Here is a 25,972-nt window from a genome sequence, read left to right on the forward strand (position 1 = left end):
ACCGCAAGGGGTTAGCGACTGTTGCCGCCGACAGCGGATCGCTTTCAACCGGTTTCTAGAGCAATTCACCGTTTCGCGGAAACAGTGAATTGCTCTAACTCTTTGTTTTGACGCAATTCCGGACGGAAAACCGCTTCACACTTTTCCTGGAATTGCTCTAATTTGCTCGTAAACCATGGCGGTCCGTGCCATGGTCATTTTCGCACTGCAGCATCGACCCGAGCTTCGCCGGGTGATCGTCAGGCAGGCCGTCAGGACGACAATGCGAATCCACATCGGCTGCGAGATGAGCTTCGACTTTCCGCAGGAAACGCCGCTCATCGCGATGCTGAATGTGCACTATTCGCGGGCCTCCGATCTCGAGCGGCCGGATTTCCTGATCTCCAATCCACCGGTGCCGATCGAAAGCTATCGCGACAGTTTCGGCAATTGGTGCAACCGGCTTGTCGCGCCGCCCGGGCGCTTCACCTTCGGCACCGACGCGGTGATCCGCGACCCCGGCACCTTCGAGATGGGCGACCCGATGGCCTGGCAGCACGAGGTGCGCGACCTGCCGGCGGACACATTGCTGTTCCTGCTGCCCAGCCGTTTTTGCGAAAGCGACCTTCTGGCTGACGAGGCGTGGCGGCTGTTCGGCAACACGCCGCTGGGTATTCCGCGCGTGCAGGCGGTCTGCGACTTCGTCCACAGCCACATCGTCTTCAACTACGGCAATGCACGGCCGACGCGCACCGCGGCGGAAGCCTATCGTGAACGGAGCGGCGTGTGCCGCGACTACGCGCATCTCGCCGTCACCTTCTGCCGGGCGCTCAACATCCCAACACGCTATTGCACCGGCTACATCAGCGACATCGGTATGCCGAAGCCATGGGCAAGCATGGATTTCTGCGCCTGGATGGAAGTCTATCTCGGCGGCCGCTGGCATGTCTTCGACCCGCGCAACAATGCACCGCGCATCGGCCGCATCCTGATCGCCTCCGGCCGCGACGCCGCCGACGTGCCGCTGACCCATATTTTCGGCCCGGGAACGCTTGCCGGCTTCAAGGTGTGGACCAGCGAGATCATCGAGTAGTCGCCGTTTTCCATAGACCGATCTCTCATGGCCGCTGCCGTGGACGACCCGACATTCGCGCGGTGTGATGCCTGTGGAGCTTTAGCGGCCTGGCCGCTAGACTGCGCCTTGAACGGGGGCAAATGCCATGGCCGGGCACGGCGGCTCAAAAAAGGTGATCTACGCGGCGCTCGCCGGCAATCTCGCCATCGCGCTGACCAAGTTCGCCGCCGCCGCCTTTACCGGCAGTTCGGCGATGCTGTCGGAGGGCGTCCATTCGCTGGTCGATACCGGCAATGGCGGCCTGCTGCTCTACGGCATGCACCGCGCCGCTCGCCCTGCCGATCGCACGCATCCGCTCGGCCACGGCCGCGAACTCTACTTCTGGAGCTTCATCGTCGCGCTCCTCGTCTTCGCGCTGGGCGCCGGCGTGTCGTTCTATGAAGGCGTGGTCCATATCATGGCGCCGGAGCCGGTCGCCAACGCCAAGGTAAACTATATTGTTCTGGGCCTTTCCTTCCTGTTCGAAGGCAGTTCGTGGTGGGTGGCGCTGAAGGAGTTTCGCCGGCAGAAGGGCAGGCAAGGCTGGCTGCAGGCCGTGCAGTCGAGCAAGGATCCGAGCGTCTACACCGTGCTGTTCGAGGACAGTGCGGCACTTCTCGGCCTGATCGTCGCTTTCGCCGGCATATTGGCGGCGGAACTGCTGGAGATGCCGGAGCTCGACGGCGCCGCCTCTATCGGCATCGGGCTGATCCTTGGCGCGACCGCGATCTTCCTGGCCCGCGAAAGCAAGGGCCTGCTGATCGGCGAGCCGGCGTCGCCCGAGGTGCAGATGAAAGTGCTGGCGATCGCCCAGCAGGATCCGGCGGTGCAGCGGGCGAACGGCGTCCTGACCGTCCATATGGGGCCGACAGAGATCGTCGCCGGGCTCAGCATCGAGTTCGAGGACCATTTGACGGCGCCCGAGATCGAAGCTTGCGTCGAGCGCCTGGAGGCGCAGTTGAAGAAGGAAATGCCGGAGATCACACGGCTGTTCGTCAAGCCGCAGACGTCAGGCACCTGGGAGCAGCGACGCAGGCTGATCGATTCCGCATCCGATCCTGCCCTGGACTAAAACCGTGCCATTGCCTCACGGCCTTGCGCCGCTAGATTGAAGGGGCTTTGGAGGAACGAAGATGAGAATAGACGGCGGCTGTCATTGTGGCGCCATCACCTACGAGGCGGAGGTCGATCCGGAAAAGACCACGATCTGCCACTGCACGGATTGCCAGCAACTGACCGGCACGGCTTTTCGCCTTACGGTTCCGGCGCCGGAAAGCAACTATCGCATCACCAAGGGCACGCCGAAAATCTACATCAAGATCGTGGCGAGCGGCGCCAAGCGCACCCAGGCCTTTTGCGCCGACTGCGGTTCGCATCTTTACGCCACGTCTGTCGGAGATGGTCCGAAGGTCTATGGAATTCGCGTGGGGACCGCGCGGCAGCGCCAGGATTTGATCCCGACACAGCAGAAATGGCACCGCTCGGCGCTGCACTGGCTGCCTGAATTTCAGGGCATGACCACGTTGGAGGAGCAGTAGCACCGGTCCGGCACCGCGCCTCAATCGTCGCCTTCGACGACCCTCAGCCTGAGCTGCCCGGTTTTCGAATCGGCAACGCGCGCGCCGGTATCGACCTTGGCGGCGGGACCCCGTGACGCGGCGTCTACGGCGGCATCGCCGTCGGGCTGCGCGCCGAATTCCAGCGCCTCGATCTTCTGGCCGCGCTTGGTGACCTTCGACGTCGAAACCAGTATGTCGTCGATGTCCTTGGCCGACTGGCCGAAATGCACCTGCAGCTTGCGCACCCGCTCATCGACACGTGCAACATCCTCCATCAGCCGGATGACCTCGCCCTGGATCAGGTGCGCCTGTTCGCGCATGCGGGCATCCTTGAGGATCGCCTGGATGACCTGGATCGACAGCATCAGCAGCGACGGCGAGACGATGACGACGCGCGCACGGTGCGCCTTGTGCACGATCGCCTCGAAATTCTCGTGGATCTCGGCGAACACCGATTCCGACGGCACGAACATGAAGGCAGTGTCCTGCGTCTCGCCCTGGATCAGGTATTTTTCCGAGATATCGCGGACATGGATCTCGATGTCGCGGCGGAAGGCCTGCGAAGCTGCCTTCTGCAGATCGGCGCCATCGGCGGCGCGGATGGCGTTCCAGGCTTCCAGCGGAAATTTTGCATCGATGGCCAGCGACGGCGCGCCATTCGGCATCTTCACCAGGCAGTCGGGCCGGCTGCCGTTCGACAGCGTCGCCTGGAACTCATAGGCGCCGTGCGGCAGGCCGTCGGCAACGATCGCCTCCATGCGCGACTGGCCGAACGCGCCGCGCGTCTGCTTGTTCGAGAGGATCGCCTGCAATTGCACGACCTGGCCGGCGAGCGACTGGATGTTGCCTTGCGCGACGTCGATGATCGCCAGCCGTTCCTGCAATTTGGCCAGGCTCTCATGCGTGGATTTGGTCTGCTCGGTCATGGTCTGGCCGAGCCGGCCGGTCATGGCGTCGAGGCGTTGGCCGATCGATTGCGTCAGTTCCGCCTGCCGTGCGCCGAACACTTCCGCAATGGCGCCCATGCGGCCCTGCATTTCGGCCTGGCTTTGCAGAATGCCGGCCATCCGCACTTCCGCATCGCGGGCATGATCGGCGGCTTCCGCGGCCGCCACGGCGCGCGCCTTGGCCGACCGCCACAACGCAATGACCAGCGCCACGAACAGGGCCAGAAACAGCAAAACGCCGAAGGCCAGCGCATGGCCGAGCGTGATCGTTGTGGCGCCAAGCCGGGCGACAGGCTCCGAAAGGATGGTGCTCAAATCATTCATGTGGACAGCATAGACGATTCGCCGCGATAGCACAGATCAAAACGTGAACGCGCCTGATGCCAACCGGTTGACGCGTTTCGCTGGAGGTCTTAGGTGGAACGCCATGCCGATCAAGCCGCTCATCATCCTTCCCGACCCCATCCTGCGCCAGGTTTCCAAGCCCGTAGAGCGTGTCGACGCGCCTTTGCGCAAATTAGCCGACGACATGCTGGCGACCATGTATGATGCGCCGGGCATCGGGCTGGCGGCAATCCAGATCGGCGAGCCGCTGCGCTTGCTGGTGATCGATCTCGCCAAGGAAGACGAGACGCCGGCGCCGCATGTCTTCATCAATCCGGAAATCCTGGAGAGCGCCGACGCGCGCTCCGTCTATGAGGAAGGCTGCCTGTCGATCCCGGATTATTACGCCGAGGTCGAACGCCCCGCCTCCGTGCGGGTCAAATATCTCGACCGCGACGGCAAATTGCAGGAGATAGAGGCCGAGGGGTTGATGGCGACCTGCCTGCAACACGAGATCGACCACCTCAATGGCGTCCTGTTCATCGATCACATCTCGAAGCTGAAGCGCGACATGGTGGTAAAGAAATTCAAGAAGCTCGCCAGGGACAAGGCGCCGGGCAAGCTCGTGGGATAAGGTACGGGAGTCCCCTCCAGGCCTATTGTCGGCAGGATTGCCACCAAATGGAGATGCCGACGGTCGACATGCTGATCAGGGACATTCCTGAGCCTTTGAAGCGCGAGATCGAACTGGCGGCGCGCGAGGTCGGCCAGAGCGTCTCGGACAAGGCCATCGGCCTTCTGCGCAAAGGCATAGTTGCGGAGAGGCCGGCCCGAGAGGAGTCGAGCCTCTCGGCGTGGGCTGCAATTCGCTCGGCTTTCGTATCTGAAAGCGCAATTGGCGATGAATACGCGGAAATCATGGAGAAGATCGAAGCGGAAAGATAGCGCGACGGTCGTCCCGCGACTTCGACGGCCTTGACCTAAAGCTCGTAAACCCGTTTGAAGCAGATGCCTGAGCCGGCACACTGCGCGAGCAAGAAGACAGGATACCGGAAGAAAAAATGCCCCTTCGCCTCATCTTCATGGGTACGCCGGAGTTTTCGGTGCCGACCTTGCGCGCGATCGCCGAGGCTGGCCATGAGATATCAGCCGTCTATACCCAGCCGCCGCGCGCTGCCGGACGACGCGGGCTGGAGCTGACGCCGTCGCCGGTGCAGCGCGAGGCGGAGCGACTGGGCATCGAGGTGCGGACGCCGGTTTCGCTCAAAGGCGAGGCCGAACAGGCCGCTTTTCGCGCCTTGCAGGCCGATGTGGCGGTGGTCGTCGCCTATGGACTGCTGCTGCCGAAGGCGGTTCTGGAGGCAACCCGGCTCGGCTGCGTCAACGGCCATGCGTCGCTTCTGCCGCGCTGGCGCGGCGCCGCCCCCATCCAGCGCGCCATCATGGCCGGAGACCTGGAAAGCGGCATGATGGTGATGCGCATGGAAGAGGGCCTGGACACCGGTCCGGTCGGGCTGGTTGAAAAGTGCGCCATCGAACCCGATATGACAGCCGGCGATCTGCATGATCGGTTGATGAGTGTCGGTGCTGCCTTGATGGTGGAAGCGCTGGCGCGGTTGGAAGGGAACACCCTGACATTCACCACACAAGCTGTGGATGGGGTGACCTACGCCAAGAAAATCGATAAATCCGAGACTCGCGTGGACTGGACTCGCTCGGCAAGTGAGGTCCACAATCATATTCGTGGCTTGTCGCCCTTTCCAGGCGCCTGGTCGGAGATAGGAATTGGCGGCCGCCAGGAGCGGCTGAAACTGCTTCGCTCGACGCTGTCGCAAGGCCTGTCGCCTTCGGAAGATTTGGGCGAGTCGGGAGGAATTCTCGATGACCGGCTGACGGTCGCCTGCGGGGCAGGCGCGATCAGGCTGGTCGAAGTTCAACGGGCGGGCGGAAAGCCCGCTGCCGCGTCGGAATTCCTGCGCGGGGCCAAGATCGAAAAAGGACTGAAATTCTCATGAGCATGATGTCGATACGCGCGGCAACGCCGCGGGATCGCGAGGCCATCCGCCTCGTCGAGGAACACGCTTTCGGCCAGCAGGCGGAGGCCGGTCTGGTCGACGCGCTGGTGACCGGCGGCGACGCGGTTGCCGAGCTGGTTGCGGAAGAGGACGGCCAGGTGGTCGGCCATATCCTGTTTTCGCGGCTGTTCGTCCAGAATGGCGGCAAGACCTTCGCGGCCGTAGCGCTGGCGCCGCTGGCGGTGGAGCCCTCGTTCCATGGCAGCGGCATTGGCGGCGCGCTGATCCGCGAGGCGCATATCCGCCTCAAGGATGGTGGTGAGACGCTGGCCGTGGTGCTGGGCGACCCCACCTATTACGGGCGTTTCGGCTATAGCCACACGCGTGCCGAGAACTTCGAAAGCGAATACCAGGGCGAAGCGCTGCAGGCGCTGGCCTGGGGTGACGCGCCAGAAGCAGGCAGGCTGGTCTACGCCTCCGCCTTCACCGCTCTCGCCGCGTAGAACAGTCAGCCGTTTTCACGGAAACGGCGAACTGCACTCCTCTTTGTTTTAACGCAATTCCGAACGGAAAACCGTTTCACACTTTTCCTGGAATTGCTCGAGGCGAGAGCTCTAGCCGCAAATGCCGCGTTTTCGCCTCGACATCGAATATGACGGCAGCCTGTTTGCCGGCTGGCAGCACCAGGCGGATCAGCCTTCGGTGCAGCAGGCGATCGAACAGGCGATCGAAAAATTCTGCGGCGAAGCGATCAGGCTGCGCGCCGCCGGCCGCACCGATGCCGGCGTGCATGCGACTGCGCAGGTGGCGCATGTCGACCTCGTCAAGGCGTGGCCGAGCGACAAGGTGCGCGATGCCGTCAACGCCCATCTGCAGGCGGCCGGGGCGCGCATCGCCATCCTGAAAGCGACGGTGGTCTCCGACAGTTTCGACGCCCGCTTCTCGGCCATTGGCCGCCACTATCTCTACCGCATCCTGAACCGCCGCGCGCCGGCCGCGCTCGACAAGGGCAAGGTGTGGTGGGTGCCGAAGCGGCTCGACGCCGGCGCCATGCACGAAGCGGCAAAGGTCCTGCTCGGACGGCATGACTTTACCACCTTCCGCTCGACCCAGTGCCAGGCCAACAGCCCGATCAGGACGCTGGAACGGCTCGATGTGAGCCGACAAGGCGACATGATCGAGGTCAGGGCTTCGGCGCGCTCGTTCCTGCACAACCAGGTGCGTTCGATGGTCGGCTCGCTCAAGCGTGTCGGCGACGGCGGCTGGAGCGCGGCCGACCTGAAAACAGCGCTCGAGGCGCGCGACCGCGCCGCCTGCGGCCAGGTGGCGCCGCCCGACGGGCTGTTTCTCACCGGTGTCGATTATCCGGTCGAGACGAGCCCGGAAAGGCTCTGAACTCCGACATCGTCCGGGACGGTGATGCCGAGCAACGTCTGCAGGCCGAACAGCACCAGCAGCGACGCAATGAACATGCCGACGAAAACGGCCGTGCCGACCGCTGCGCCCCTGCCCATCGTGGCATTTGTCATGCGCCAGGTCAGCACCATAGAAAGGGCAAAGAGGAACAGCGACACAAGGCTCGAAACCTGGCTTGCGGACGACAGGAAAAGCCGGATCAGCGCCGAAGGCAGCATCAGCCAGGCGGTGATGGCCGAAGCCCAGTTGCTGGCAACGACGTAGTGGACGAAGCGGCCGCCTATGCCGGCGCGCGGCGCGATGAAAGCGAGCGCAACCAGCGGCAGCACCCAGGAGCCGATGTCGACCGTCGCCAGGCGCACCAGCATGCTGAAGCGCCCCGCGAAGGCGTCGGGATCGCCGATTTCGTTGGCGATGCCGACCCAGCCGACGATCAGCGCCGGTGCTGCAACGACAATGGCGAAGAAGGAATTCCAGAAGCCGTCGGCCGACAGGTCGAGCAGGCGCAGGCCGTCGGCTCTGCCGAGCATCAATCGCCAGGCGCCCGTCAGCGAAGCTTGGGTTTCGTCCGCCGAAAGCATGCTGTTCAGCCCTGTCCGAACCAGTCTTCTATGAAGCGCTGGTAGATTTGCGTCAGCGTCTCGAGGTCGGCAATGGCGACGCGCTCGTCGACCATGTGCATGGTCTTGCCGACCAGCCCGAACTCGACCACCGGGCAATAGTCCTTGATGAAACGCGCATCGGAGGTTCCACCGGAGGTCGACAGCGTCGGCTCCTTGCCGACCGCCGACTTGATCGAGCCGCGCAGCGTTTCGATCAGCCTGTCGTCACGGGTCAGGAAGACATGGCTCGGCCGGTCGCGCCAGACGAGCTCGTAGTCGACCGGCGTCTTCTTGCCCTGCCGGTACTTCTTGCGCCTGGCCGCCTGGTCGAGCCGGTTGTGGATTTCGGCCTGCAGGGTCTCGTCCGTCCAGGTGTCGTTGAAGCGGATGTTGAAGGTCGCGGTCGCTTTGGCCGGGATGACATTGGTGGCCGGGTTGCCCACATCGATGGAGGTGACCTCCAGATTGGTCGGCTGGAAATCCCTGGTTCCCTTGTCGAAAACCGGATGCAGCAAGGCATCGACCAGGCTCATCAGCCCGCGCACCGGATTGTCGGCAAGCAAGGGATAGGCGACATGGCCCTGGCGGCCATTGACGGTGACGGCGCCGGACATCGAGCCGCGGCGGCCGATCTTGATCATGTCGCCCAGCGCATCCGGGTTGGTCGGCTCGCCGACGACAGAGGCATCCCATTTCTCGCCCCTGGAAGCCGCCCATTCGAGCAGCTTGACCGTGCCGTTGATCGCGGGGCCTTCCTCGTCGCCGGTGATCAGCAGCGAGACCGAGCCTTTCGGACCGCCATTGGCCTCGACATGGCGCGCCACGGCGGCGATGAAACAGGCGATGCCGCCCTTCATGTCGACGGCGCCGCGGCCATACATCTCGCCATTGGCGATCTCGGCGGCGAAGGGCGGATGCGTCCAGGCGGCTTCGTCGCCGACCGGCACCACGTCGGTGTGGCCGGCGAACATCAGATGCGGGCCATTGCCGGAACGCCTTGCATAGAGGTTTTCGATATCGGGCGTGCCGTCTTCGGAAAACACCGGCCGATCGACCAGGAAGCCGAGCGGTTTGAGCATCGTCTCCAGCGCGGTCAGCGCACCGCCCTCAGCGGGCGTCACCGAAGCGCAACGGATAAGGGCGGCGAGGTTTTCGGCAGGATCGGTCAGCAGCGTCATGGCAAAAGCGATAGTCGAAAGCGCAGGGCCTGTCACGGCCAGACATAGGGGCCAGCCTCATGGCTGGCGATACCGCCGATATTATGGTTTTCATGTCGTATAGTTGCGACCCGGCGCGGGCGACAGGATGGCAGACAAGGACAAACGGATCGTCATAGCCGGTGCCGGCAGCATCGGCTGCTATGCCGGCGGCTGCCTGGCGCTGGCCGGCCGAAAGGTCATTCTGCTGGCCCGGCCGCGCATCGAGGCAGCGTTGCGGCAGGGTGGATTGCGGCTCAGCGACCTCCAGGGCCGCGATCGCTCGATCAAACCGGAGGCGCTTGCCGTCACCACCGATCCGGCCGCCACCCTGCCGCAGGCGGACGTGATCCTGGTCACGGTCAAGAGCGGCGCCACTCAGGACATGGCGGATCTTATCAAAGCTCATGCCCGGCCCGACGCCGTGGTGATCAGCCTGCAGAACGGTGTCGACAATGCCGACAGGCTGCGTGCCGGACTTGGCCAGCGAACGGTGCTGGCCGGCATGGTGCCGTTCAATGTGGTGCAGTCGCCGGACGGCGAGCTGCCGCTGCGCATGCACCGCGCCAGCGACGGCAAGGTGATGGTCGAGGATGGCGATGCCGGCCTGGTCGGCCTGCTTGGTGTCGAAGGGTTTGCGGTTGAAGTGCATGGTGACATGAAGGCGGTGCTGTGGGGCAAGCTGCTGATGAATCTGAACAACGCGCTGGTGGCGCTTTCCGGCCTGCCGCTGGCAACCGAACTGGCCGACCGACGCTGGCGGCTGATCCTGGCCGGCCAGATCGACGAGGCGCTGACGGCACTGAAAGCGTCCGGCATCGAGCCGGCGCGGATCGCCGGCCTGCGGCCGGCGCTGCTGCCGAAAGTGCTCAGGCTGCCGGACTGGCTGTTCAGGCTCTTGGCGCGGCGCATGCTGGCGATCGACCCGCAGGCGCGCTCGTCGATGTGGGACGATCTTCAGCGCGGCCGGCCGACGGAGATCGACGATTTGCAAGGTGCCATCTTGCGGCTGGCGGGGAAGGCCGGCACGCCCGTGCCGACGGTTCAGCGGATCATCGCCTTGGTGCGCGCGGCGGAAGCGGAGCGGCTTGGCTCGCCGGGCCTGGCGCCGGAGCAGATTGTTGCACCGGCCGGCCGTCGATCAACGTGATCTTCTGCCAGATTTTCCGCGACAGGTTGGACGCCAGGTTCTCGATGTCGTTGACGCCGTCGATGACCACGTCGTCATTGACCGACTGCGCGAACAATGCGGCGATCTTGCCGGTGATCGACAGCATTTCGGAGCAATAGTCGAGGTAACGCGCCAGGTCGGCGGCATTGGTGATGCGGGCGGGCGAATGCGACGTTGGCTTGAAATCGGCCGACAGCGCCGCCGGATCCTTGGTCAGCTGGTGCATGTCGATGACGTGGATCAGCGAGCGCAGGCCATGCAGCTGGCGAAAGACCTGCTTGCGCTTGATGCGCTCCTCGGAGCGGATCAAGGCGAGAAATCCGACAATGGCGAGGATGAACATGTTGAGCGAAGCTTCGATGCCTTGCACAGACTGGACGGCATCACCCGGTTTGGAAATGCGGTCGAATGGCAATACGGTTCCGACGAAGATGAACATCAGTGCGCCGGCAACGACAGCGGCGACGATGAGGCCGCGCAGCCACCAGATCGGCGCTTCCAGGGCCTTGGCGCCCTGTGCCAGGTCGCGCGACAGCGAGACCAGTTCGGCGGCAACGCCGCGCAGGCCGGCATCGGGGAAACGCTCCGCAACGCGCGTCTCCAGCCGTTCTGCGGTCTCGATGATCAGTTTCGGATCAAGCGTACGGTAGCGCATGTCCGATCGAACCTCAGGGTTGTGCTGGCTCGTTGGTGCGCCGGCCGTAGCGGTTGGGTCCAGGCTGCCCCGGAAACAGGCACAACACAAGGAAGGCCACGATCGAGACCACCGGCACGAACAAGATCAGCGCCGCAATGCCCGGCTTGTCCAAATCGTGCAGCCGCTTGACCGCCAGGGCAATGTTCGACCACAGCGAGGCGATGAAGGCGACGAAGAAGATGAACGACCACATGTTGCTCTCGGCCGAACCTTCCGGCACCAGCGTGAAGCGGTAGAGTGGGAAGGCCTGGATGATGGCGACGAGCAACCCGCCAAGAAAATAGGCCGCGCGACTGACGCGGCCCGAGGTTTTGAAGAAAAGCCAGGTGAGATCTGATCTGTCAGGCAAGCGGGTCCGGTCCATATTGATTGGCGCCCCTGGCGCCTTCGAGAATGCCGCATTCCACCAGAAACCAGATCGGGCCGATCAATGGCACCAGCATGATCAGGCTCCACCAGCCCGACTTGCCGCGATCATGCCAGCGCTTGGCGTAGACTGCGAGTGCGAAATAGATCGAGGCCAGAGCGATGAGAATGCCGATGATGCCGATCTGGGCGCCACTGGCCGTGGTGATGCGTGTACCGAGGATCGCATCGAGAATAAAGGCAACGATGCCAATGACGATGAAAACGCCAATCGCGGCCCAGAACTTGCCACGGTTGATGCGACCGTCAAAACTTGTGAGCAGATACTTCCAGTCCATGTCACCCCTCCATGATGAACCCGCGCGACCGATTGTCGCGCCGGCGGAAGGTGCGCCCGCTTTGCGCAAAGATCAATCGCGCAGCAATTCGTTGATCGAGGTCTTGGACCTGGTTTTGGCGTCGACGCGCTTGACGATGACGGCGCAGTAGAGGCTCGGACCCGGCTCGCCGTTCGGAAAGGGCTTGCCCGGCATCGCTCCGGCGACGACGACGGAATTCGGCGGCACTTCGCCGTAGAAAATCTCGCCGGTAGCGCGGTCGACGATCTTGGTCGACTGGCCGATGAAGACGCCCATGCCGAGCACCGAGCCTTCGCGCACGATGCAGCCCTCGACCACTTCCGAGCGCGCGCCGATGAAGCAATTGTCCTCGATGATGGTCGGACCTGCCTGCATCGGCTCCAGCACGCCGCCGATGCCGACGCCGCCGGAAAGATGCACGTTCTTGCCGATCTGGGCACAGGAGCCTACCCCCACCCAGGTGTCGATCATGGTGCCTGTATCGACATAGGCGCCGACATTGACGAAGGACGGCATCAGCACGGCGCCCGGCGCGATATAGGCCGAGCGACGCACGATCGACCCCGGCACGGCGCGAAAGCCCTCCTTTTCGAAATCGACAGCGCCCCAGCCATCGAACTTCGACGGCACCTTGTCCCACCACGTCGCTTCGCCGGGACCACCCTTGATGATCTCCATCGGGTTGAGCCGGAAGGACAAAAGCACGGCCTTCTTCAGCCACTGGTTGACATGCCACTTGCCGTCGGCCTGCCGCTCGGCGACGCGGACGGCGCCGCGGTCGAGCAGGTCAAGCGCCGACTGGATGGCATCGCGCGTTTCGCCGCGCGTCGCAGTCGAAATCGCATCGCGTTCCTCGAAGGCCTTCTCGATGCTCTTTTCGAGGCTCGCCAGATCGGGCTTCGACATGAATTCGCTCCATTACCAAGCTGTTAAGGGGCTGAGCCTTAACCTGTTTTGAAAGTCGCGCGGACCCTATGTTAAGGCTTAATGGGGGTCAATCGCGTGTGCGTCACGGGACGGCGCAGTTAAGGGAATTGGACGGGTAGTTATGACTCCTATGGAAAAGGCGGGGTGGACGCCGCTGCCGCATTCGGACGAGGATCTGGAGCGGTCGAAGAGCGTGCCTGACACGCCGCAGACGCGTGCCGAAACCTACCGGCTCGCCTGGAACGATCCCGACTTCATGACGCGCCGCGAGTTGCGCGCGGTCAGGCTGCAACTCGAACTCCTGAAACCGGAAATGATCCTAGCCGAACGCGGCATCCGCTCGACGGTGATCCTGTTCGGCGGCGCGCGCCTGCCGGAACCCGGCGGCGAGGCCTGGGCGGCCAAGAACGAGACGCAGAAGAAGAACCTCGAAGAGAACAGCAAATACTACGAGGAAGCGCGCAAATTCGCCCGTCTCTGCTCGCAGCAATCGGCTACCTCCTATTACCGCGAATATGTCGTGGTGACCGGCGGCGGGCCTGGCGTGATGGAAGCGGGAAACCGCGGCGCCGACGATGTCGGCGCGCCGTCGATAGGCCTCAACATCGTCTTGCCGCACGAGCAGGCGCCGAACATCTATGTGACGCCGGAGCTCTGCTTCAACTTCCATTATTTCGCTATCCGCAAGATGCATTTCGTCATGCGCGCCAAGGCGGTCGCGGTGTTTCCGGGCGGCTTCGGCACGATGGACGAATTCTTCGAGACGCTGACCCTGATCCAGACAGGGCGCATGGAGCGCGTGCCGGTGATCCTGTTCGGCAAATCCTTCTGGAAGCGGGCGATCGATCTCGATTTCCTCGCCGAGCAGGGCACGATCAGCCCCGGCGATCAGGACATCATCGACTTCGTCGACACCGCGGATGAGGCGTGGGGGATTATCAGCCGGTTCTATAAGTTAGGAGAGTAGGGCTGCGGATCGGGGAATTGAAGAATTGAAGAATGAAGGGATTGTGGCTCTGCGTTCGGATCGATCCCCAATTCGTCATTTCATCATTTCTTCATTTCCCCTCCCCCCTCTCCACAATCGCCGTCAGAAACCCCGCCAGATCGTCGGTGACGAAATCGACATCATCCTCATTGGCCGGGTCGCGCTCCCATATCTCGGAAAAGGTCGGCTCGAAATTGCGCGGCACGATCAGCACCGTGGTCATGCCGAGCGACTTCGGCACCGAAAGGTTACGGGCAAGATCCTCGAACATCACCGCATTGTGGCCGGTGACGGCGTGGAGTTCGGCGAACTTCTCGTAGGTCTGGCGCGCCGGCTTGGGATTGAGCCCCGCAGCGACGATGTCGAAGATGTCGTCGAAATGGTCGAGGATGCCGAGCTGGCGCGCGGTGCGCTCGGCGTGCCTGCGGTCGCCGTTGGTGAAGATGAACTTGCGGCCGGGAAGCTGGCGGATGGCGGTGCCGAGAACGGGATCGGGCACCAGCCATGAATAGTCGATGTCGTGGACCTTCTCGAGGAAATCGTCGGGGTCGATGCCGTGGCGTGTCATCAGGCCGTTCAGCGTCGTGCCATATTCGCGGTAGAGCTCCTTCTGCAACTTGCGCGCATCGTCGCGCGGCAATGCCAACAGTTCGCCGACATACGCGGTCATCTTGACGTCTATCTGCGAGAACAGATTCGAATGGTGCGGATAGAGCGTGTTGTCGAGATCGAAGACCCAGTCGGTGACATGGGCGAAGCGGGCGGGGTCAGGGAGCGTGGTCATGGGCTCCTTATGGCATGAAACGCGCATTCCGAAAGCGACTTTATCCACAACTTCTGCTCGTTGAGGTTGCGTAAATCGTCTCACGATTCAAATTTTAGGCATCTGGGAAAGGTGGCCTTCAGGGCTTGCTGGCAGAGAGGCAGTCTTGTGGGAGCAAGCGATGAACAGCATAATTCTGAGATCCGCCGCCGTTGCTTTCGCCTCAGTCGCGGCCTCTCTCCTGCTGACCCTGATCATCGTTCCGGCCATGGGATTTCCGGTCAACCGGACGATCTGGCTGACCTCCACGCTCTGTCCGCTGGTGCTGGCGTGGGCCGCCAGCGCAAGCACTTTCTGGCAAAGCGACAGGCTGAAAAACGCGCATCGCGATCTCGCCCGAGCCCATGCCCAGCTCGCCGCCGCGCATCGCCGCCTGGCGGAAAAGGCGAGCCGCGACGACATGACCGGCATGCTCAACCGGGAAAGCTTCTTTGCCGCGCTCGACGGTTCGCGCCGCAAGTCCGATCGCGGCGCGCTGCTGATCATCGATGCCGACCACTTCAAGACCATCAACGACAATTTCGGCCACCTGACCGGCGATGACGCGCTGCTTTTGATCGCCAGCGCGATTCAGCGCGGCGTGCGCAGCGGCGATGTGCTCGGCCGCATCGGCGGCGAGGAATTTGGCGCCTTTCTGGTTGGCGCCACCGAGCAGGAGGCCAAGCGCGTCGCCGAGCGCATTCGCCGCGAAGTCGAGCTGATCCGCTTCCGGCCCGTCGACGAGCGGACCATTCCGCTCACGGTCAGCATCGGCGGTACTGTCTGCGGCGAGGAAGCCAGCGTGTCGGAGTTGATGCGCGCCGCCGACCGGCGCCTCTACCAGGCCAAGCACCAGGGCCGTAACCTGACGATCATCGACACCGGCATTTCCGAGGCGGCGTGATCCGATCTGCCGCAACCGGCCTGTTAAGAAAACTCTAACCCTGTTTGCACTCGGTTGTGCCGCTTAGCCGGGTTTTCACTGCTTTGCGGCCAGACTTGGCACGATACTGGCTTCCACGGTGATGCATGTGTCGTTCCGGGAATTGCCGTTCTGGGAACGCCATGCAGTGCCGAAGCCCAGCCGAGAGACCAGCCATGAGTTTCATCATCAAGAAAATGTCACGCCGCGCGCTCGTGCAGGCGTTGATCGCATTGCCTGCCCTGTCTTTGTTCCGCAAGCTGCCTGATGCCGATGCCGCCGGTCCAAAGCCCGACCCGAACGAGATCGTCGAGGTCGATGGCTGGATCCTGAAGCGGAGCGACCTGGCATGATCTTCGACAGCTACGAGGCGTATCGCGCTGCGAACTTCACCCCGAAGGTCTGCATCCTCGGCTCCGGTCCGGCCGGCATGACCATTGCCCGCAAGCTTGGCGCGGCCGGCATTCCGGTGGTGGTGATGGAGGCCGGTCCGCGCGAATTCAGCGACGACTCGCAGGACTTTTACCGGGGCAGCACGGTCGGGGATTTCTATTTCGATCTCGACATCACCCGGCTGCGGTTCATGGGGGGCAGTTCCAACCACTGGGCAGGCTGGTGCCGCGTGCTCGACAAGCAGGATTTCGAGCCGAAGGCCTGGGTACCCGATACGGGCTGGCCAATCGCCCGCACCGACATCGAACCCTATCTGCCGGAAGTGCGCGATATTCTCGACCTTCCGGCCCTCCGGCCCGATATGCCGATCTCGGACGACATTCGCTGGGTGCAGCTGATCAAGAGCCCGGCCGTGCGCTTCGCCGAAAAGTTCGGCGATGAACTCGACAAGGCCACGAACATCGCGGTGGTGCTCAACACTTGTGCCACCGAACTTGCCGGCGACGGCAGACGCGTGACTGGCGCCAGGCTGTGGTCGAACGGGCAGGATGCCGGCTCGTTCAGCGCTGACTATTTCATCGTCTGCACCGGTGGGCTGGAGAATTCGCGGCTGCTTCTGTGGTCCAACCAGCGCACGAACGGCGGCGTCGTGCCGAATGCAACTGCGCTTGGCCGCTACTGGATGGAGCATCCGACCTTCGAGGGCGGCAACGCCATCCTGGCCGACTATAACGCGTTCGAGGTCGACGCCGTCAACGAGGCCTTCTTCTCGCCGACACTCGCCGCCATGGAGCGGCTGCAGATCATGAATTTCGGCATCCGGCTGATCGAGACGCCGTATCCCGGGGTCAAGAGCCTTATCGCCGACCTCGCCTGCACGGCGCCCAGCATGGCGGAATGGATGTCCTACCAGCTCAGTCAGAGACTGCGCTGCGCGGCCCAGCTCTACGTCGCCTGGGAACAGGCCCCGCTGGCCTCCAACCAGATCGAGTTGTCGAAGACCGATGTCGACCATGCCGGCGTGCCGCGCATCGAACTGCACTGGAAGAAATCCGAACTGGAACATCGCACCCTTCTCGAAGGGCTCAGACTGTTCGGCGCAACGCTGATCGAGAAGAATCTCGGCCGCGTGCGCATTGCCGACTGGATCAGCAATGGTCAGGACTATCCGACCAACGACGAGACGGCGGGCCATCACCATATGGGCGGCACGCGCATGGGCACCGACATCAGCAAGAGCGTGGTCGACGCCAACTGCAAGGTGCACGGCATGGACAATCTCTATGTCGGCGGCTCCTCGGTGTTCTGCACGTCGGGTCAATGCAACCCGACGACGACGATCACCGCGCTGGCCTGCCGGCTGGGCGACCATCTCAGCAAGGTGGTCACCGCCTGACGGCTGCAGGGCAGCATGCTGCCTAGGGCAGTTCACCGTTTCACGGAACGGCGATCCGCTCTAACTCTTTGTTTGACACAATTCCGGACGGAAAACCGTTTCACACTTTTCCTGGAATTGCTCTAGAGCGTCGCCGGGTCGAGCGCCGGCTGGTCCTTGCGCCGGGCGACGATTGCCGCGAAATCGGCGGTCTGGAAGGCATCGCGCAAGGCGTCGAAGGACGGCAGCACGAAATAGGCGCGCTGGAACTTGTCGATCTCGTAGCCGGTGCGCATCACCGTTTCCAGGTCGAAGGGCACGTGGTGGGCGTCCTTGCCTTCGACCGCGAACTGCAGCTCGGTAAACGACGACATAAGGCCGGCGCCAAAGGCCTTCAGCGGCTGGCCGGCCTCCTGCATCAGGCCATATTCGGCCGTGTACCAGTAGAGCCGGGAAATCATCTCGTCGCCACCCAGCGCGATGATGTCGCCGGCCTTCTCGCCATACATCTGCATGAAATCGGCGAACACCGGTTGCGACAGCGCCGGCACATGGCCGAAGAAATCATGGAACATGTCGGGCTCGACAATGTAGTCGAGCTCCTGCCTGGTCCGCAGCCAGTTGGTGACCGGGAAGCGGCGATCGGCGAGATGGTCGAAAAACGGGGCCGCGGGAATGAGCCCCGGCACCGCGACGATCTGCCAACCGGTCAGTTTGCGCAGCTTGGCGCTGACCTCGTCGAAGTCGGGAATACGGTCGAGCAGGCCGAGTTTTTCGACGCCGTCGAGGTAGGAATGGTGGGCGAGCTTGCGCGTCAGTCTGGTCTGGCGGTCGCACAGCGTGCGCCACACCGCCTGCTCTTCATCGCTGTAATCGTAACCCTGCGACACGGTGAAATCGGCACGGCAGACCGAGTAGTCGCCGCGCAATCCTTGCGCCGCGCAGTCGCGGGCATATTCGGCAACGCTCATCGTCGTCATGGTTTTTCTCCTCGCAAAGCAAATGGCTGAGGTGTTGAAGGTTAAGCGGGTTTGCGGAGGCGAATCGGTTTTGATGATGGTTCGAATTCGGAAATCGGGATAATATTCACTCACAAATTCCCAGGAAGGAGTGGAAATGCCTCGATTCGATGATTTCGAGATCAAGATGCTTGATGTCCTGCAGCGCGACGGGCGCAAGCCGGTTTCCGAGCTGGCGCAAGAGATCGGCCTGTCGACGACACCATGCGCGCGGCGCTTCGAGGCGCTGCAGGAGGCCGGCATCATCAAGGGATTTGCCGCCGTGATCAGCCGCCGCGCTGTCGGGCTGATGGTCGAGGTGTTCATCCAGGTGCGCCTCGTCAGCCACAGCGACGGCTCGCCCGAAAGCTTCATCGCCGCCGTGCAGCGCATGGACGAGGTTTCCTCGTGCTGGACGATGACCGGCGACCATGACTTTCTGCTGCATGTCATGGTGCCGTCGGTCGACGAGCTCAACGCTTTCGTCATGCACCGGCTGATGCGGCTCGACGGCGTGCGCGACGTCCACACGCAGTTGGTGCTGCAGAACATCAAGGGCCCGGGCCATGTGCCGCTCGGGCATCTCAGGCGATGACAATGCCTGCCCTTCGCACTCCTTGAGGAAAAGCTGCACGCAAACTGCTGAAACGGGCCAAGCGCGTGTCCACATCGCCGGCCAGCTTGTGCGGACCAACTGCCCAGGAGGTCCGCCATGAAAATCGTCCTGATCAATCCGCCGCACACCGCCATCGGCAGCCGCGTGCCCGACGATCACCTGCCGCCGCTCGGCCTGCTGGCGATCGGCGGGCCGCTGATCGATGCCGGCCATCAGGTGCGCCTCGTCGACGCCGAGTTCGGGCCGATGCCGCTCGATGACGTCGTGCGCAGCGCACTGGAGGACCACCCCGACTTCGTCCTGATCGGCCATTCCGGCTCGACCTCGGCGCACCCGACCGCCTTGGCGATCGCGCGCATGATCAAGGAGCGCGAGCCGGCGACCATCATCATCTATGGCGGCGTTTTCCCGACCTATCATTGGCGCGACATCCTGGCCGCTACCGATGCCTTCGACTTCATCGTGCGCGGCGAGGGCGAAGCGACCGTGGTGGCGCTGGTCGAAGGGCTGGAAATGCGCCAGCCGGCGGCGAGCGTGGCCGGCATCGCCTATCGCGACGATCTCAGCCGCCCCTTCGCCACACAGGCGGCGATGACCATTGCCGACCTCGACGCCTACCGCGTCGGCTGGGAACTGATCGACCATACCAGTTACAGCTACTGGGGCGGCAAGCGGGCCGTGGTCATGCAGTTTTCGCGTGGCTGTCCGCATCTGTGCAACTATTGCGGCCAGCGTGGCTTCTGGACCCGCTGGCGGCATCGCGATCCGGTGAAATTCGCCAGGGAGATCGCATGGCTGCATCGCCAACATGGCGTCGAGCTCATCAATCTCGCCGACGAGAATCCGACGGTCTCGAAGAAAGCCTGGCGGGCCTTCCTCGATGCCCTGATCGCCGAGAACGTGCCGGTGCTGATCGTCGGTTCGACCCGTGCCGACGACATCGTGCGCGATGCCGACATCCTGCATCTCTACCGCAAGGCCGGTGTCATCCGCTGGCTGCTCGGCATGGAAAACACCGACGAGCAGACGCTTCAATTGATCCGCAAGGGCGGCAGCACCTCATCCGATCGCGAGGCGATAAGGCTGCTGCGTCTCAGCGGCATCCTGTCTATGGCGACCTGGGTGTCCGGCTTCGAGGACGAAGGATTTCGCGACCTGTGGCGCGGCTTTCGCCAACTCATCGCCTACGACCCCGACCAGATCCAGGCGCTTTATGTGACGCCGCATCGCTGGACGCCGTTCTTCCGCATCGCGCGGGATCGCAAGGTGATCCAGCAGGATGCGCGCCTGTGGGACTACAAGCACCAGGTGCTGCAGATGACGCGGCTGAGGCCGTGGATGCTGTTCTTCAGCGTCAAGCTGATCGAGCTGGCGGTGCAATCACGGCCGAAGGCGCTGGCCCGCATCCTGTTCCACAAGGATCCCGAGCAGCGCCATTCGATGCGCTGGTACACACAGATGGGCCGCCGCGTGTGGTTCCGCGAGGTCTGGGGCTTTCTGGTCCGCGACATCAGGGTGAAAGACGGCCCGACGCTGGCCGAATTCTGGGGCGCGCCGCAGGACGCCGAGGAGGAATCGATGTCCGTTCGACGCCCGGCCAGAAAGCCCGCCATTCCCACCATCGACAATATTGAAGATTCCGAGGCGAGAAAGTTAGCCGGCTGACGAGCCCCTCAGGGCACGATCAGCGTGCCGGCGCCATGTTCGGTGAACAGTTCCAGCAGCACCGCATGCGGGGTCTTGCCGTTGAGGATGACGACGCCTTCGACGCCGCGCTCGATCGCTTCGATGCAGGTCTCGACCTTGGGGATCATGCCGCCCGAGACCGTGCCGTCCTTGATCAGCGCCTTGGCCTCGGCCACGGTCAGTTCGTCGATCAGCTTCTTGTTCTTGTCGAGCACACCCGGCACGTCGGTGAGGAACAGCAGGCGCGTCGCCTGGCAGGCGCCGGCAATGGCGCCGGCGAAGGTGTCGGCGTTGATGTTGTAGGTGTGGCCATCGCGTCCCGGCGCCACCGGCGCCAGCACCGGGATCATTTCGGAGCGTGCCAGAAGATCGAGCAAGGTACGGTCGACCTCGACCGGCTCGCCGACGAAGCCGAGATCGAGCACGCGCTCGATGTTGGAGTCCGGATCGATCATGGTCTTGCGGGCCTTTTCGGCGAACACCATGTTGCCGTCCTTGCCGCACAGGCCGATCGCCCATTCGCCCTCGGCGTTGATCAGCGCGACGATCTCCTTGTTGATCGAACCGGCCAGCACCATTTCGACGATCTCGACCGTCTTCTGGTCGGTGACGCGCAGGCCGCCTTCGAACTTGGATTCGATGCCCATCTTGGCCAGCATGGCGCCGATCTGCGGGCCGCCGCCGTGGACGACGATCGGGTTGACGCCGGATTGCTTGAGCAGCGCGATGTCGCGCGCGAAGGCCTTGCCGAGCTCGATGTCGCCCATGGCATGGCCGCCATATTTCACCACGACCGTCTTGTGCTCGTAGCGCTGCATGTAGGGCAGCGCCCGCGACAACAGGGCTGCCTGCATTTCGGCGGTGGCGGTTATTTCCGTCATCGGCTTTTTTCCCTGAAGATCGGTAAGGACGGCGGCGTCTTAGCGGGAATTGGCGCCGCCCGCAAATGGCTTTGCTGTCATATTCGAGCGCCTCACGGCCTCGTCATCGTGTCGGCACCATCAGCGGCGCCCTGCGGCCCAGCCAACCCGAGATCTTCTCCATCTGCGCGGCGAGCGACAAAAGCGTCTCCTCGTCGCCCGGACGGCCGGCAGCCTGGACGCCGATCGGCAGGCCGGCGTCGGTGACATGGACCGGCAGGGCGATCGATGGCTGGCCGCTGACATTCTGGATCGCCGGCCAATGGGTGAACCAGAGGCTCTTGTCCATCAACTGGCCGAAGAACGGCTTCAGCTTCAGCAAGGGCGTCAGGTGAAGCTTGTCGAGCAGGTTCTCGATGAGGTCGTCGGCGCCTTTCGGATCCATTGCGCCGCAGGCAAGCGGCGGGTGGGCAATGATCGGCATCAGCACGGCGTCATACTGCGCGGTCTCTGCGATCAGCCGCCGTGAGGCGGCATGCAGCCGCTGCAGGTCGGCATAGGTCTCGCCGGACGACACCAGTTCGCCGAAGCGGGCGAGCACGCGCGTGGCCCGCTCGATGTCGCCGGCAACGGAACGGCCGACGCGCAGCGCTTCGGCCCGCATCGTGCCAGCGACGGCGGAGGCAACCGTCCTGCAGAAATCGGCGAAGAAATCGCGGCCGATAAAGGGCAAGTCGATCTCCTCGACCGTGTGGCCGCCCTCGCGGGCAAGCGCCACCGCCGTGTCGAGCGCCTTGAGCGTCTCGTCCGAGATCGGCAGGCGAAGCGGCGATTTGCGGTACACGGCCAGACTGAGCTTGCCGGGATCGCGTGCGGCGGCAGCCGCGAACGTGCCTTTCGGCCGCGGCGCGGCATAGGGCGACAGAGGATCGGGCCCGTGGGTCAGGTCGAGCAGCAGCGCGCAATCGCGCACCGAACGGGTGAGCGCATGGTCGACGACCATGCCGTACCAGCTTTCGCTCACCAGGGGCGTCAGCGGTATACGGCCGCGCGACGTCTTCAGGCCGACAAGTCCGGTGCAGGCGGCAGGCACACGGATCGAGCCGCCGCCATCGGAGGCATGCGCCACCGGCACGACGCCGGCTGCGACCAGTGCTGCCGAACCGCCCGAAGAGCCGCCGCTGGTATGGCCGGTGTTCCACGGATTGCGGGTGATGCCAAAGGCCCTGGATTCGGTCATCAATCGAAGCCCGTGCTCCGGCGATGTCGAGGTGACGATCGGGATAAGTCCGGCAGCGAGATAGCGGTCGGTCAGCGCCGAATTGACGTCGGCCAGCCATGCCGGAATGCGGCTGCCGCCATGCGTCGGCACGCCCTTGATGGCGATGCCGAGATCCATGATGGCGAAGGGAACACCAGCCAGCGGCAGCGAGGGGTCGACGGTCTTGGCGCGGGCGCGGGCGGCATCGTAGAGCGGTTCGGCCGTGGCATTGATGTCGGGACGGGTGGCCTCGGCGCGGGCAATCGCGGCGTCGGTCAGTTCGACGGCCGAAACCTCGCCCTTGCGGACCAGATTGGCGAGGCCGGTGGCATCTTCTTCCCAAAGGATTCGTTCGACCGACATGCGCGCTCCCCCATCAATGAAGGCAAGCTAGCCAGTGGCAATTCCATTGGCAATCGACCGACGGATCCGGGCCGGCGACACACAAAAGCTTAGGCGTGCACAAGGTTATTTCCGTCGTTGCAAATACATGGCAATCGCCTAATTTGCCTGCAATGACGCCGCAGGACATCACCAAGCTGATCGTTCGGACTTCGATGAAGGATCGGGCCGCGTTCGATCTGCTTTACCGGCAGACCAGCGCGAAACTTTTTGGCGTCTGTCTTCGTGTATTGAACGACCGGGGAGACGCGGAAGAAGCGCTGCAGGAAGTCTTCGTCAAGATATGGACGAAGGCTGACCGTTTTGCTGTTTCCGATCTTAGCCCGATCTCCTGGCTGGTGGCAATCGCGCGCAATCATGCGATCGATCGCATCAGAGCGCGGCGCAAACCCGCCGCCGACATCGATGCCGCGCTCGATGTGGCCGATCCGGCGCCGGGGCCTGAAGCGATGGCGGTGGCGGGCGACGAATCCGAACGTATCCACCATTGTCTCGATGAGCTGGAGAAGGACCGGGCAGCAGCCGTCCGGGGCGCCTATCTCAAGGGCGAGAGCTATGCCGAACTGGCGGAGCGCCATGGCGTGCCGCTAAACACGATGCGTACATGGCTGCGCCGCAGCCTGTTGAAACTCAGAGAATGCCTGGAAAGATGACGCTGGCAGAAGACACAGGACCGGAACGTGGAGGCGACGACCTGCTCGCCGCCGAGTACGTTCTCGGCGTGCTCGATGCCGACGAACGCCAGATCGTCTCTCGCCGCATCGATGCGGATACGGCTTTCGCCCGTCTTGTCGAGGACTGGGAGGTCAGTCTCTCACCGCTTGCCGCCGCCTATCGGGAAGTCGAGCCGCCGGTTTCGGTGAAGACCGCGGTCGACCGCCGCCTGTTCGCTACCGCTGCCGCGGTGAGCAGGCCCGCCGAAGTGCGCGGCGGCCTGTGGTCCAGCCTGGCCTTCTGGCGCGGCCTTGCCGCAGCCGCGGTTGCGGCACTGGCGATTTACATCGCCGTGCCCATTCTCAACCCACCGGTCGAGCAGCCGCAGGCGCGACTCGTCGCTTCGCTGGCCGCCGAAGGCAGCGACGTCAAATATCTTGCCGTCTACGACGCCGCGCATCACGAAGTCGGCCTGTCGCATGTCTCCGGTGAGCGTGCTTCCGGCAAGGACTTCGAGCTGTGGATGATCGAGGGCAAGAACCCGCCGGTCTCGATGGGCGTCATTCCGGCAGGTGCAACGGCGCATATTATCGTCTCGCCGGCGGCCCATCAGAAACTTGCCCAGGGCGCAGTGCTTGCCGTCAGCCTCGAGCCGTCGGGCGGTTCGCCGACCGGACAGCCGACCGGACCGGTGGTTGCCGCTGGCGACCTGAAGAGCATCTGACCGGCTCTTCACCTGAAAATCACAACAGACTATCATAAGTCTATCCTTCGCTGAACATGCCCGTAGACAGCATGTCGGCAGGCGGCCGATGGCTCGGGAAATCCCTCTGGCGCCATGGATAAAATCAAAAATCACAATATTTCTGAAACTCGGGCGAGTTTGTTCCGTATCTCCTCGCGTCCCCAAAAATGGGAAGAGAAAAACCCGAGGAGTTCGACATCATGCGTAGATACGCCACCCTTTTGCTCGCCGGTACGATCGCCGTTTCGGCCCTTGCCACCGCCGCCTACGCCGAAAACCCGATGGTTGGCGGCGCCGCCATGTATGCCAACAAGAACATCGTCGAGAACGCCGTGAACTCGAAGGATCACACCACGCTGGTCGCCGCCGTGAAGGCCGCCGGCCTTGTCGAGACGCTGCAGGGCGCCGGTCCGTTCACCGTGTTCGCGCCGACCAACGAAGCCTTCGCAGCCCTTCCGGCCGGTACGGTCGAGACGCTGCTCAAGCCAGAAAACAAGGACAAGCTCACCAAGATCCTGACCTGCCATGTCATCGGCGCCAAGGCGATGGGAGCAGATGTGGCCGCGATGGCCAAGGCTGACGGCGGCACCCACAAGGTCAAGACGGTCGGCGGCTGCGAATTGTCGCTCAAGGCCGACGGCGGCAAGGTCACGGTCACCGACGAGAACGGCAATGTCGCCAATGTGACGATCGCCGATGTCGAACAGTCCAATGGCGTCATCCACGTCATCGACAAGGTTCTTTTGCCCAAGATGTAACAAGGGGCTTGCTGCCGGCGAACTGACGGCAAGGACCCTCCGTCGATTGCACGATCCCGCTCCCGTGATCCGCAATTGGCCCGTGCACTTCGCGCCCGCCTGCATTCGGATGTGGGAGGGCGCGGAGTGTTCGTTCGAGGGGCTACCGTCACCGGCTTTTGATTTCCGCGCGGCGGTGTAGTTTGGCAAAAAGGACATCAGGAGGAACTGGTCATGAACCGTCGCGACTTTCTTTTGAGCGGTGCCGCCGCCATCGGCGTGATCGGGGCCGCGGCAACGATGCTGCGCATGGGCGATCCGCAGGCAGCACAAGCGGCCGAGAGCTTCGAGGTCGTCAAGACCGACGCCGAGTGGAAAGCCATCCTGTCGCCGGCCGCCTTCGACGTGCTGCGCAAGGAAGGCACGGAGTACCCCGGCACCAGCCCGCTGCTCAACGAACACCGCAAGGGCATTTTCGCCTGTGCCGGCTGCGACCTGCCGGTCTATTCGTCGGAGACGAAATTCGATTCCGGCACCGGATGGCCGAGCTTCTGGCAAGAGATCCCCAAGGCGATCGGCACGACCGTGGACAGGTCGCTCGGCATGACGCGTACCGAGGCACATTGCCGCCGCTGCGGCGGCCATCTCGGCCATGTCTTCGACGACGGTCCGGCGCCGACCGGCCTGCGCCACTGCATCAACGGCGTCGCGCTGACCTTCAAACCCGCCACGGCCTGAGTCCATAGACTGGAATGCAAAAAAATCCGGGCTTGCGGCCCGGAGTTTTTTGCGCGGTCAGAGCTTTTCGGGCATGGACTGGAGGAGCTTCCCGAAACCGCTGCCCACGTATCTTTGTCTTGT

The 25,972-nt window shown here is 63.3% G+C and carries 30 protein-coding genes; 19 read left to right on the top strand and 11 right to left on the bottom strand.

The window, feature by feature from the left end; genetic code table 11:
* Positions 1 to 262 precede the first annotated feature (262 nt).
* The 3 genes from AC0L2D_RS12135 (at position 263) to AC0L2D_RS12145 (ending at position 2,631) form a co-directional block, all read left to right on the top strand.
* Complete coding sequence (locus AC0L2D_RS12135) at positions 263 to 1,072, top strand: transglutaminase-like domain-containing protein (protein WP_275953525.1); 810 nt, start codon at positions 263 to 265, stop codon at positions 1,070 to 1,072.
* Positions 1,073 to 1,199: 127 nt separating this feature from the next.
* Positions 1,200 to 2,165 (top strand): cation diffusion facilitator family transporter, encoded by a 966-nt coding sequence (locus AC0L2D_RS12140; protein WP_013528466.1) that lies wholly within the window; start codon positions 1,200 to 1,202, stop codon positions 2,163 to 2,165.
* A 61-nt stretch (positions 2,166 to 2,226) separates the two neighbouring features.
* The gene (locus AC0L2D_RS12145) at positions 2,227 to 2,631 is read left to right on the top strand and encodes a GFA family protein (protein WP_013528467.1); all 405 of its coding nucleotides are present in this window, start codon (positions 2,227 to 2,229) and stop codon (positions 2,629 to 2,631) included.
* Positions 2,632 to 2,651: 20 nt separating this feature from the next.
* Here AC0L2D_RS12145 and AC0L2D_RS12150 read toward each other — a convergent pair whose 3' ends face one another.
* The gene (locus AC0L2D_RS12150) at positions 2,652 to 3,923 is read right to left on the bottom strand and encodes a DNA recombination protein RmuC (RefSeq protein WP_013528468.1); all 1,272 of its coding nucleotides are present in this window, start codon (positions 3,921 to 3,923) and stop codon (positions 2,652 to 2,654) included.
* Positions 3,924 to 4,026: 103 nt separating this feature from the next.
* Between AC0L2D_RS12150 and def the strand changes: the two genes are divergently transcribed.
* The 5 genes from def to truA all read left to right on the top strand — a co-directional run bounded on the left by def (position 4,027) and on the right by truA (position 7,333).
* Positions 4,027 to 4,557: a peptide deformylase gene (def, locus tag AC0L2D_RS12155; protein WP_473541131.1), complete on the top strand. Its 531-nt coding sequence runs from the start codon at positions 4,027 to 4,029 to the stop codon at positions 4,555 to 4,557.
* A gap of 47 nt (positions 4,558 to 4,604) precedes the next feature.
* Positions 4,605 to 4,868 (top strand): hypothetical protein, encoded by a 264-nt coding sequence (locus AC0L2D_RS12160; RefSeq protein WP_013528470.1) that lies wholly within the window; start codon positions 4,605 to 4,607, stop codon positions 4,866 to 4,868.
* A 116-nt stretch (positions 4,869 to 4,984) separates the two neighbouring features.
* On the top strand, positions 4,985 to 5,938 hold the full coding sequence (gene fmt / locus AC0L2D_RS12165) for a methionyl-tRNA formyltransferase (protein ID WP_275953275.1): 954 nt from the start codon (positions 4,985 to 4,987) through the stop codon (positions 5,936 to 5,938).
* A complete protein-coding gene (locus AC0L2D_RS12170) occupies positions 5,935 to 6,441 on the top strand; it encodes a GNAT family N-acetyltransferase (RefSeq protein WP_013528472.1) in 507 nt (168 codons plus the stop codon). Before fmt ends, AC0L2D_RS12170 begins: the two co-directional genes overlap by 4 nt.
* A gap of 121 nt (positions 6,442 to 6,562) precedes the next feature.
* Entirely contained in the window at positions 6,563 to 7,333 is a 771-nt protein-coding gene (gene truA, locus AC0L2D_RS12175; RefSeq protein ID WP_013528473.1) for a tRNA pseudouridine(38-40) synthase TruA, read from the top strand.
* Here truA and AC0L2D_RS12180 read toward each other — a convergent pair.
* Together AC0L2D_RS12180 and dapE are read right to left on the bottom strand one after the other, a co-directional pair.
* Positions 7,300 to 7,935: a hypothetical protein gene (locus AC0L2D_RS12180; protein ID WP_013528474.1), complete on the bottom strand. Its 636-nt coding sequence runs from the start codon at positions 7,933 to 7,935 to the stop codon at positions 7,300 to 7,302. The genes truA and AC0L2D_RS12180 overlap by 34 nt on opposite strands.
* A gap of 5 nt (positions 7,936 to 7,940) precedes the next feature.
* On the bottom strand, positions 7,941 to 9,134 hold the full coding sequence (gene dapE / locus AC0L2D_RS12185; RefSeq protein ID WP_473541132.1) for a succinyl-diaminopimelate desuccinylase: 1,194 nt from the start codon (positions 9,132 to 9,134) through the stop codon (positions 7,941 to 7,943).
* A gap of 127 nt (positions 9,135 to 9,261) precedes the next feature.
* Here dapE and AC0L2D_RS12190 point away from each other — a divergent pair, with 127 nt between their 5' ends.
* Entirely contained in the window at positions 9,262 to 10,302 is a 1,041-nt protein-coding gene (locus AC0L2D_RS12190; RefSeq protein ID WP_473541134.1) for a 2-dehydropantoate 2-reductase, read from the top strand.
* Here the strand turns inward: AC0L2D_RS12190 and AC0L2D_RS12195 are convergent.
* The 4 genes from AC0L2D_RS12195 to dapD form a co-directional block, all read right to left on the bottom strand.
* Positions 10,205 to 10,978 carry a hypothetical protein gene (locus AC0L2D_RS12195; RefSeq protein ID WP_063169724.1) on the bottom strand — a complete coding sequence of 258 codons (774 nt, stop codon included), beginning with the start codon at positions 10,976 to 10,978 and terminating at the stop codon, positions 10,205 to 10,207. The genes AC0L2D_RS12190 and AC0L2D_RS12195 overlap by 98 nt on opposite strands.
* A 13-nt stretch (positions 10,979 to 10,991) precedes the next feature.
* On the bottom strand, positions 10,992 to 11,369 hold the full coding sequence (locus AC0L2D_RS12200) for a DUF805 domain-containing protein (RefSeq protein ID WP_024502086.1): 378 nt from the start codon (positions 11,367 to 11,369) through the stop codon (positions 10,992 to 10,994).
* Entirely contained in the window at positions 11,362 to 11,724 is a 363-nt protein-coding gene (locus AC0L2D_RS12205) for a DUF805 domain-containing protein (RefSeq protein ID WP_013528479.1), read from the bottom strand. The genes AC0L2D_RS12200 and AC0L2D_RS12205 overlap by 8 nt, the downstream gene beginning before the upstream one ends.
* Before the next feature lie 72 nt (positions 11,725 to 11,796).
* Positions 11,797 to 12,651, bottom strand: a complete 855-nt coding sequence (gene dapD / locus AC0L2D_RS12210; RefSeq protein ID WP_024502087.1) for a 2,3,4,5-tetrahydropyridine-2,6-dicarboxylate N-succinyltransferase — start codon at positions 12,649 to 12,651, stop codon at positions 11,797 to 11,799.
* A 142-nt stretch (positions 12,652 to 12,793) separates the two neighbouring features.
* Between dapD and AC0L2D_RS12215 the strand changes: the two genes are divergently transcribed.
* A complete protein-coding gene (locus AC0L2D_RS12215; protein WP_013528481.1) occupies positions 12,794 to 13,639 on the top strand; it encodes an LOG family protein in 846 nt (281 codons plus the stop codon).
* Between the two features lie 91 nt (positions 13,640 to 13,730).
* On the opposite strand, the gene AC0L2D_RS12220 is transcribed toward AC0L2D_RS12215, so the two are convergent.
* Complete coding sequence (locus tag AC0L2D_RS12220; RefSeq protein WP_013528482.1) at positions 13,731 to 14,444, bottom strand: pyrimidine 5'-nucleotidase; 714 nt, start codon at positions 14,442 to 14,444, stop codon at positions 13,731 to 13,733.
* 160 nt (positions 14,445 to 14,604) lie between these two features.
* On the opposite strand from AC0L2D_RS12220, the gene AC0L2D_RS12225 reads away from it, so the two are divergent.
* From AC0L2D_RS12225 to AC0L2D_RS12235, 3 genes are all read left to right on the top strand, one after another.
* The gene (locus AC0L2D_RS12225; protein ID WP_013528483.1) at positions 14,605 to 15,366 is read left to right on the top strand and encodes a GGDEF domain-containing protein; all 762 of its coding nucleotides are present in this window, start codon (positions 14,605 to 14,607) and stop codon (positions 15,364 to 15,366) included.
* Between the two features lie 194 nt (positions 15,367 to 15,560).
* The gene (locus tag AC0L2D_RS12230; RefSeq protein ID WP_082826619.1) at positions 15,561 to 15,737 is read left to right on the top strand and encodes a hypothetical protein; all 177 of its coding nucleotides are present in this window, start codon (positions 15,561 to 15,563) and stop codon (positions 15,735 to 15,737) included.
* Positions 15,734 to 17,173, top strand: a complete 1,440-nt coding sequence (locus tag AC0L2D_RS12235; RefSeq protein WP_473541135.1) for a GMC oxidoreductase — start codon at positions 15,734 to 15,736, stop codon at positions 17,171 to 17,173. The genes AC0L2D_RS12230 and AC0L2D_RS12235 overlap by 4 nt, the downstream gene beginning before the upstream one ends.
* A gap of 122 nt (positions 17,174 to 17,295) precedes the next feature.
* Here AC0L2D_RS12235 and phhA read toward each other — a convergent pair whose 3' ends face one another.
* On the bottom strand, positions 17,296 to 18,132 hold the full coding sequence (phhA, locus tag AC0L2D_RS12240; protein ID WP_224620819.1) for a phenylalanine 4-monooxygenase: 837 nt from the start codon (positions 18,130 to 18,132) through the stop codon (positions 17,296 to 17,298).
* Positions 18,133 to 18,268: 136 nt separating this feature from the next.
* Here phhA and AC0L2D_RS12245 point away from each other — a divergent pair, with 136 nt between their 5' ends.
* A complete protein-coding gene (locus AC0L2D_RS12245; protein WP_024502088.1) occupies positions 18,269 to 18,745 on the top strand; it encodes an Lrp/AsnC family transcriptional regulator in 477 nt (158 codons plus the stop codon).
* 117 nt (positions 18,746 to 18,862) lie between these two features.
* Complete coding sequence (gene bchE, locus AC0L2D_RS12250; RefSeq protein WP_473541137.1) at positions 18,863 to 20,431, top strand: magnesium-protoporphyrin IX monomethyl ester anaerobic oxidative cyclase; 1,569 nt, start codon at positions 18,863 to 18,865, stop codon at positions 20,429 to 20,431.
* An 8-nt stretch (positions 20,432 to 20,439) separates the two neighbouring features.
* Here the strand turns inward: bchE and argB are convergent, their stop codons facing one another.
* A complete protein-coding gene (gene argB, locus AC0L2D_RS12255; RefSeq protein WP_013528489.1) occupies positions 20,440 to 21,333 on the bottom strand; it encodes an acetylglutamate kinase in 894 nt (297 codons plus the stop codon).
* Positions 21,334 to 21,436: 103 nt separating this feature from the next.
* Complete coding sequence (locus AC0L2D_RS12260) at positions 21,437 to 22,936, bottom strand: amidase (RefSeq protein ID WP_473541138.1); 1,500 nt, start codon at positions 22,934 to 22,936, stop codon at positions 21,437 to 21,439.
* 152 nt (positions 22,937 to 23,088) lie between these two features.
* Here AC0L2D_RS12260 and AC0L2D_RS12265 point away from each other — a divergent pair, with 152 nt between their 5' ends.
* The 4 genes from AC0L2D_RS12265 (at position 23,089) to msrB (ending at position 25,849) form a co-directional block, all read left to right on the top strand.
* On the top strand, positions 23,089 to 23,628 hold the full coding sequence (locus AC0L2D_RS12265; RefSeq protein ID WP_013528490.1) for a sigma-70 family RNA polymerase sigma factor: 540 nt from the start codon (positions 23,089 to 23,091) through the stop codon (positions 23,626 to 23,628).
* Positions 23,625 to 24,353: an anti-sigma factor gene (locus tag AC0L2D_RS12270; RefSeq protein WP_013528491.1), complete on the top strand. Its 729-nt coding sequence runs from the start codon at positions 23,625 to 23,627 to the stop codon at positions 24,351 to 24,353. The genes AC0L2D_RS12265 and AC0L2D_RS12270 overlap by 4 nt, the downstream gene beginning before the upstream one ends.
* 221 nt (positions 24,354 to 24,574) lie before the next feature.
* Positions 24,575 to 25,132, top strand: coding sequence for a fasciclin domain-containing protein (locus tag AC0L2D_RS12275; RefSeq protein WP_013528492.1), 558 nt, complete (start codon positions 24,575 to 24,577; stop codon positions 25,130 to 25,132).
* Positions 25,133 to 25,345: 213 nt separating this feature from the next.
* Positions 25,346 to 25,849 carry a peptide-methionine (R)-S-oxide reductase MsrB gene (gene msrB, locus AC0L2D_RS12280; RefSeq protein WP_013528493.1) on the top strand — a complete coding sequence of 168 codons (504 nt, stop codon included), beginning with the start codon at positions 25,346 to 25,348 and terminating at the stop codon, positions 25,847 to 25,849.
* The last annotated feature ends 123 nt before the right edge of the window (positions 25,850 to 25,972 follow it).

This window comes from Mesorhizobium sp. WSM4833 (assembly GCF_055811095.1).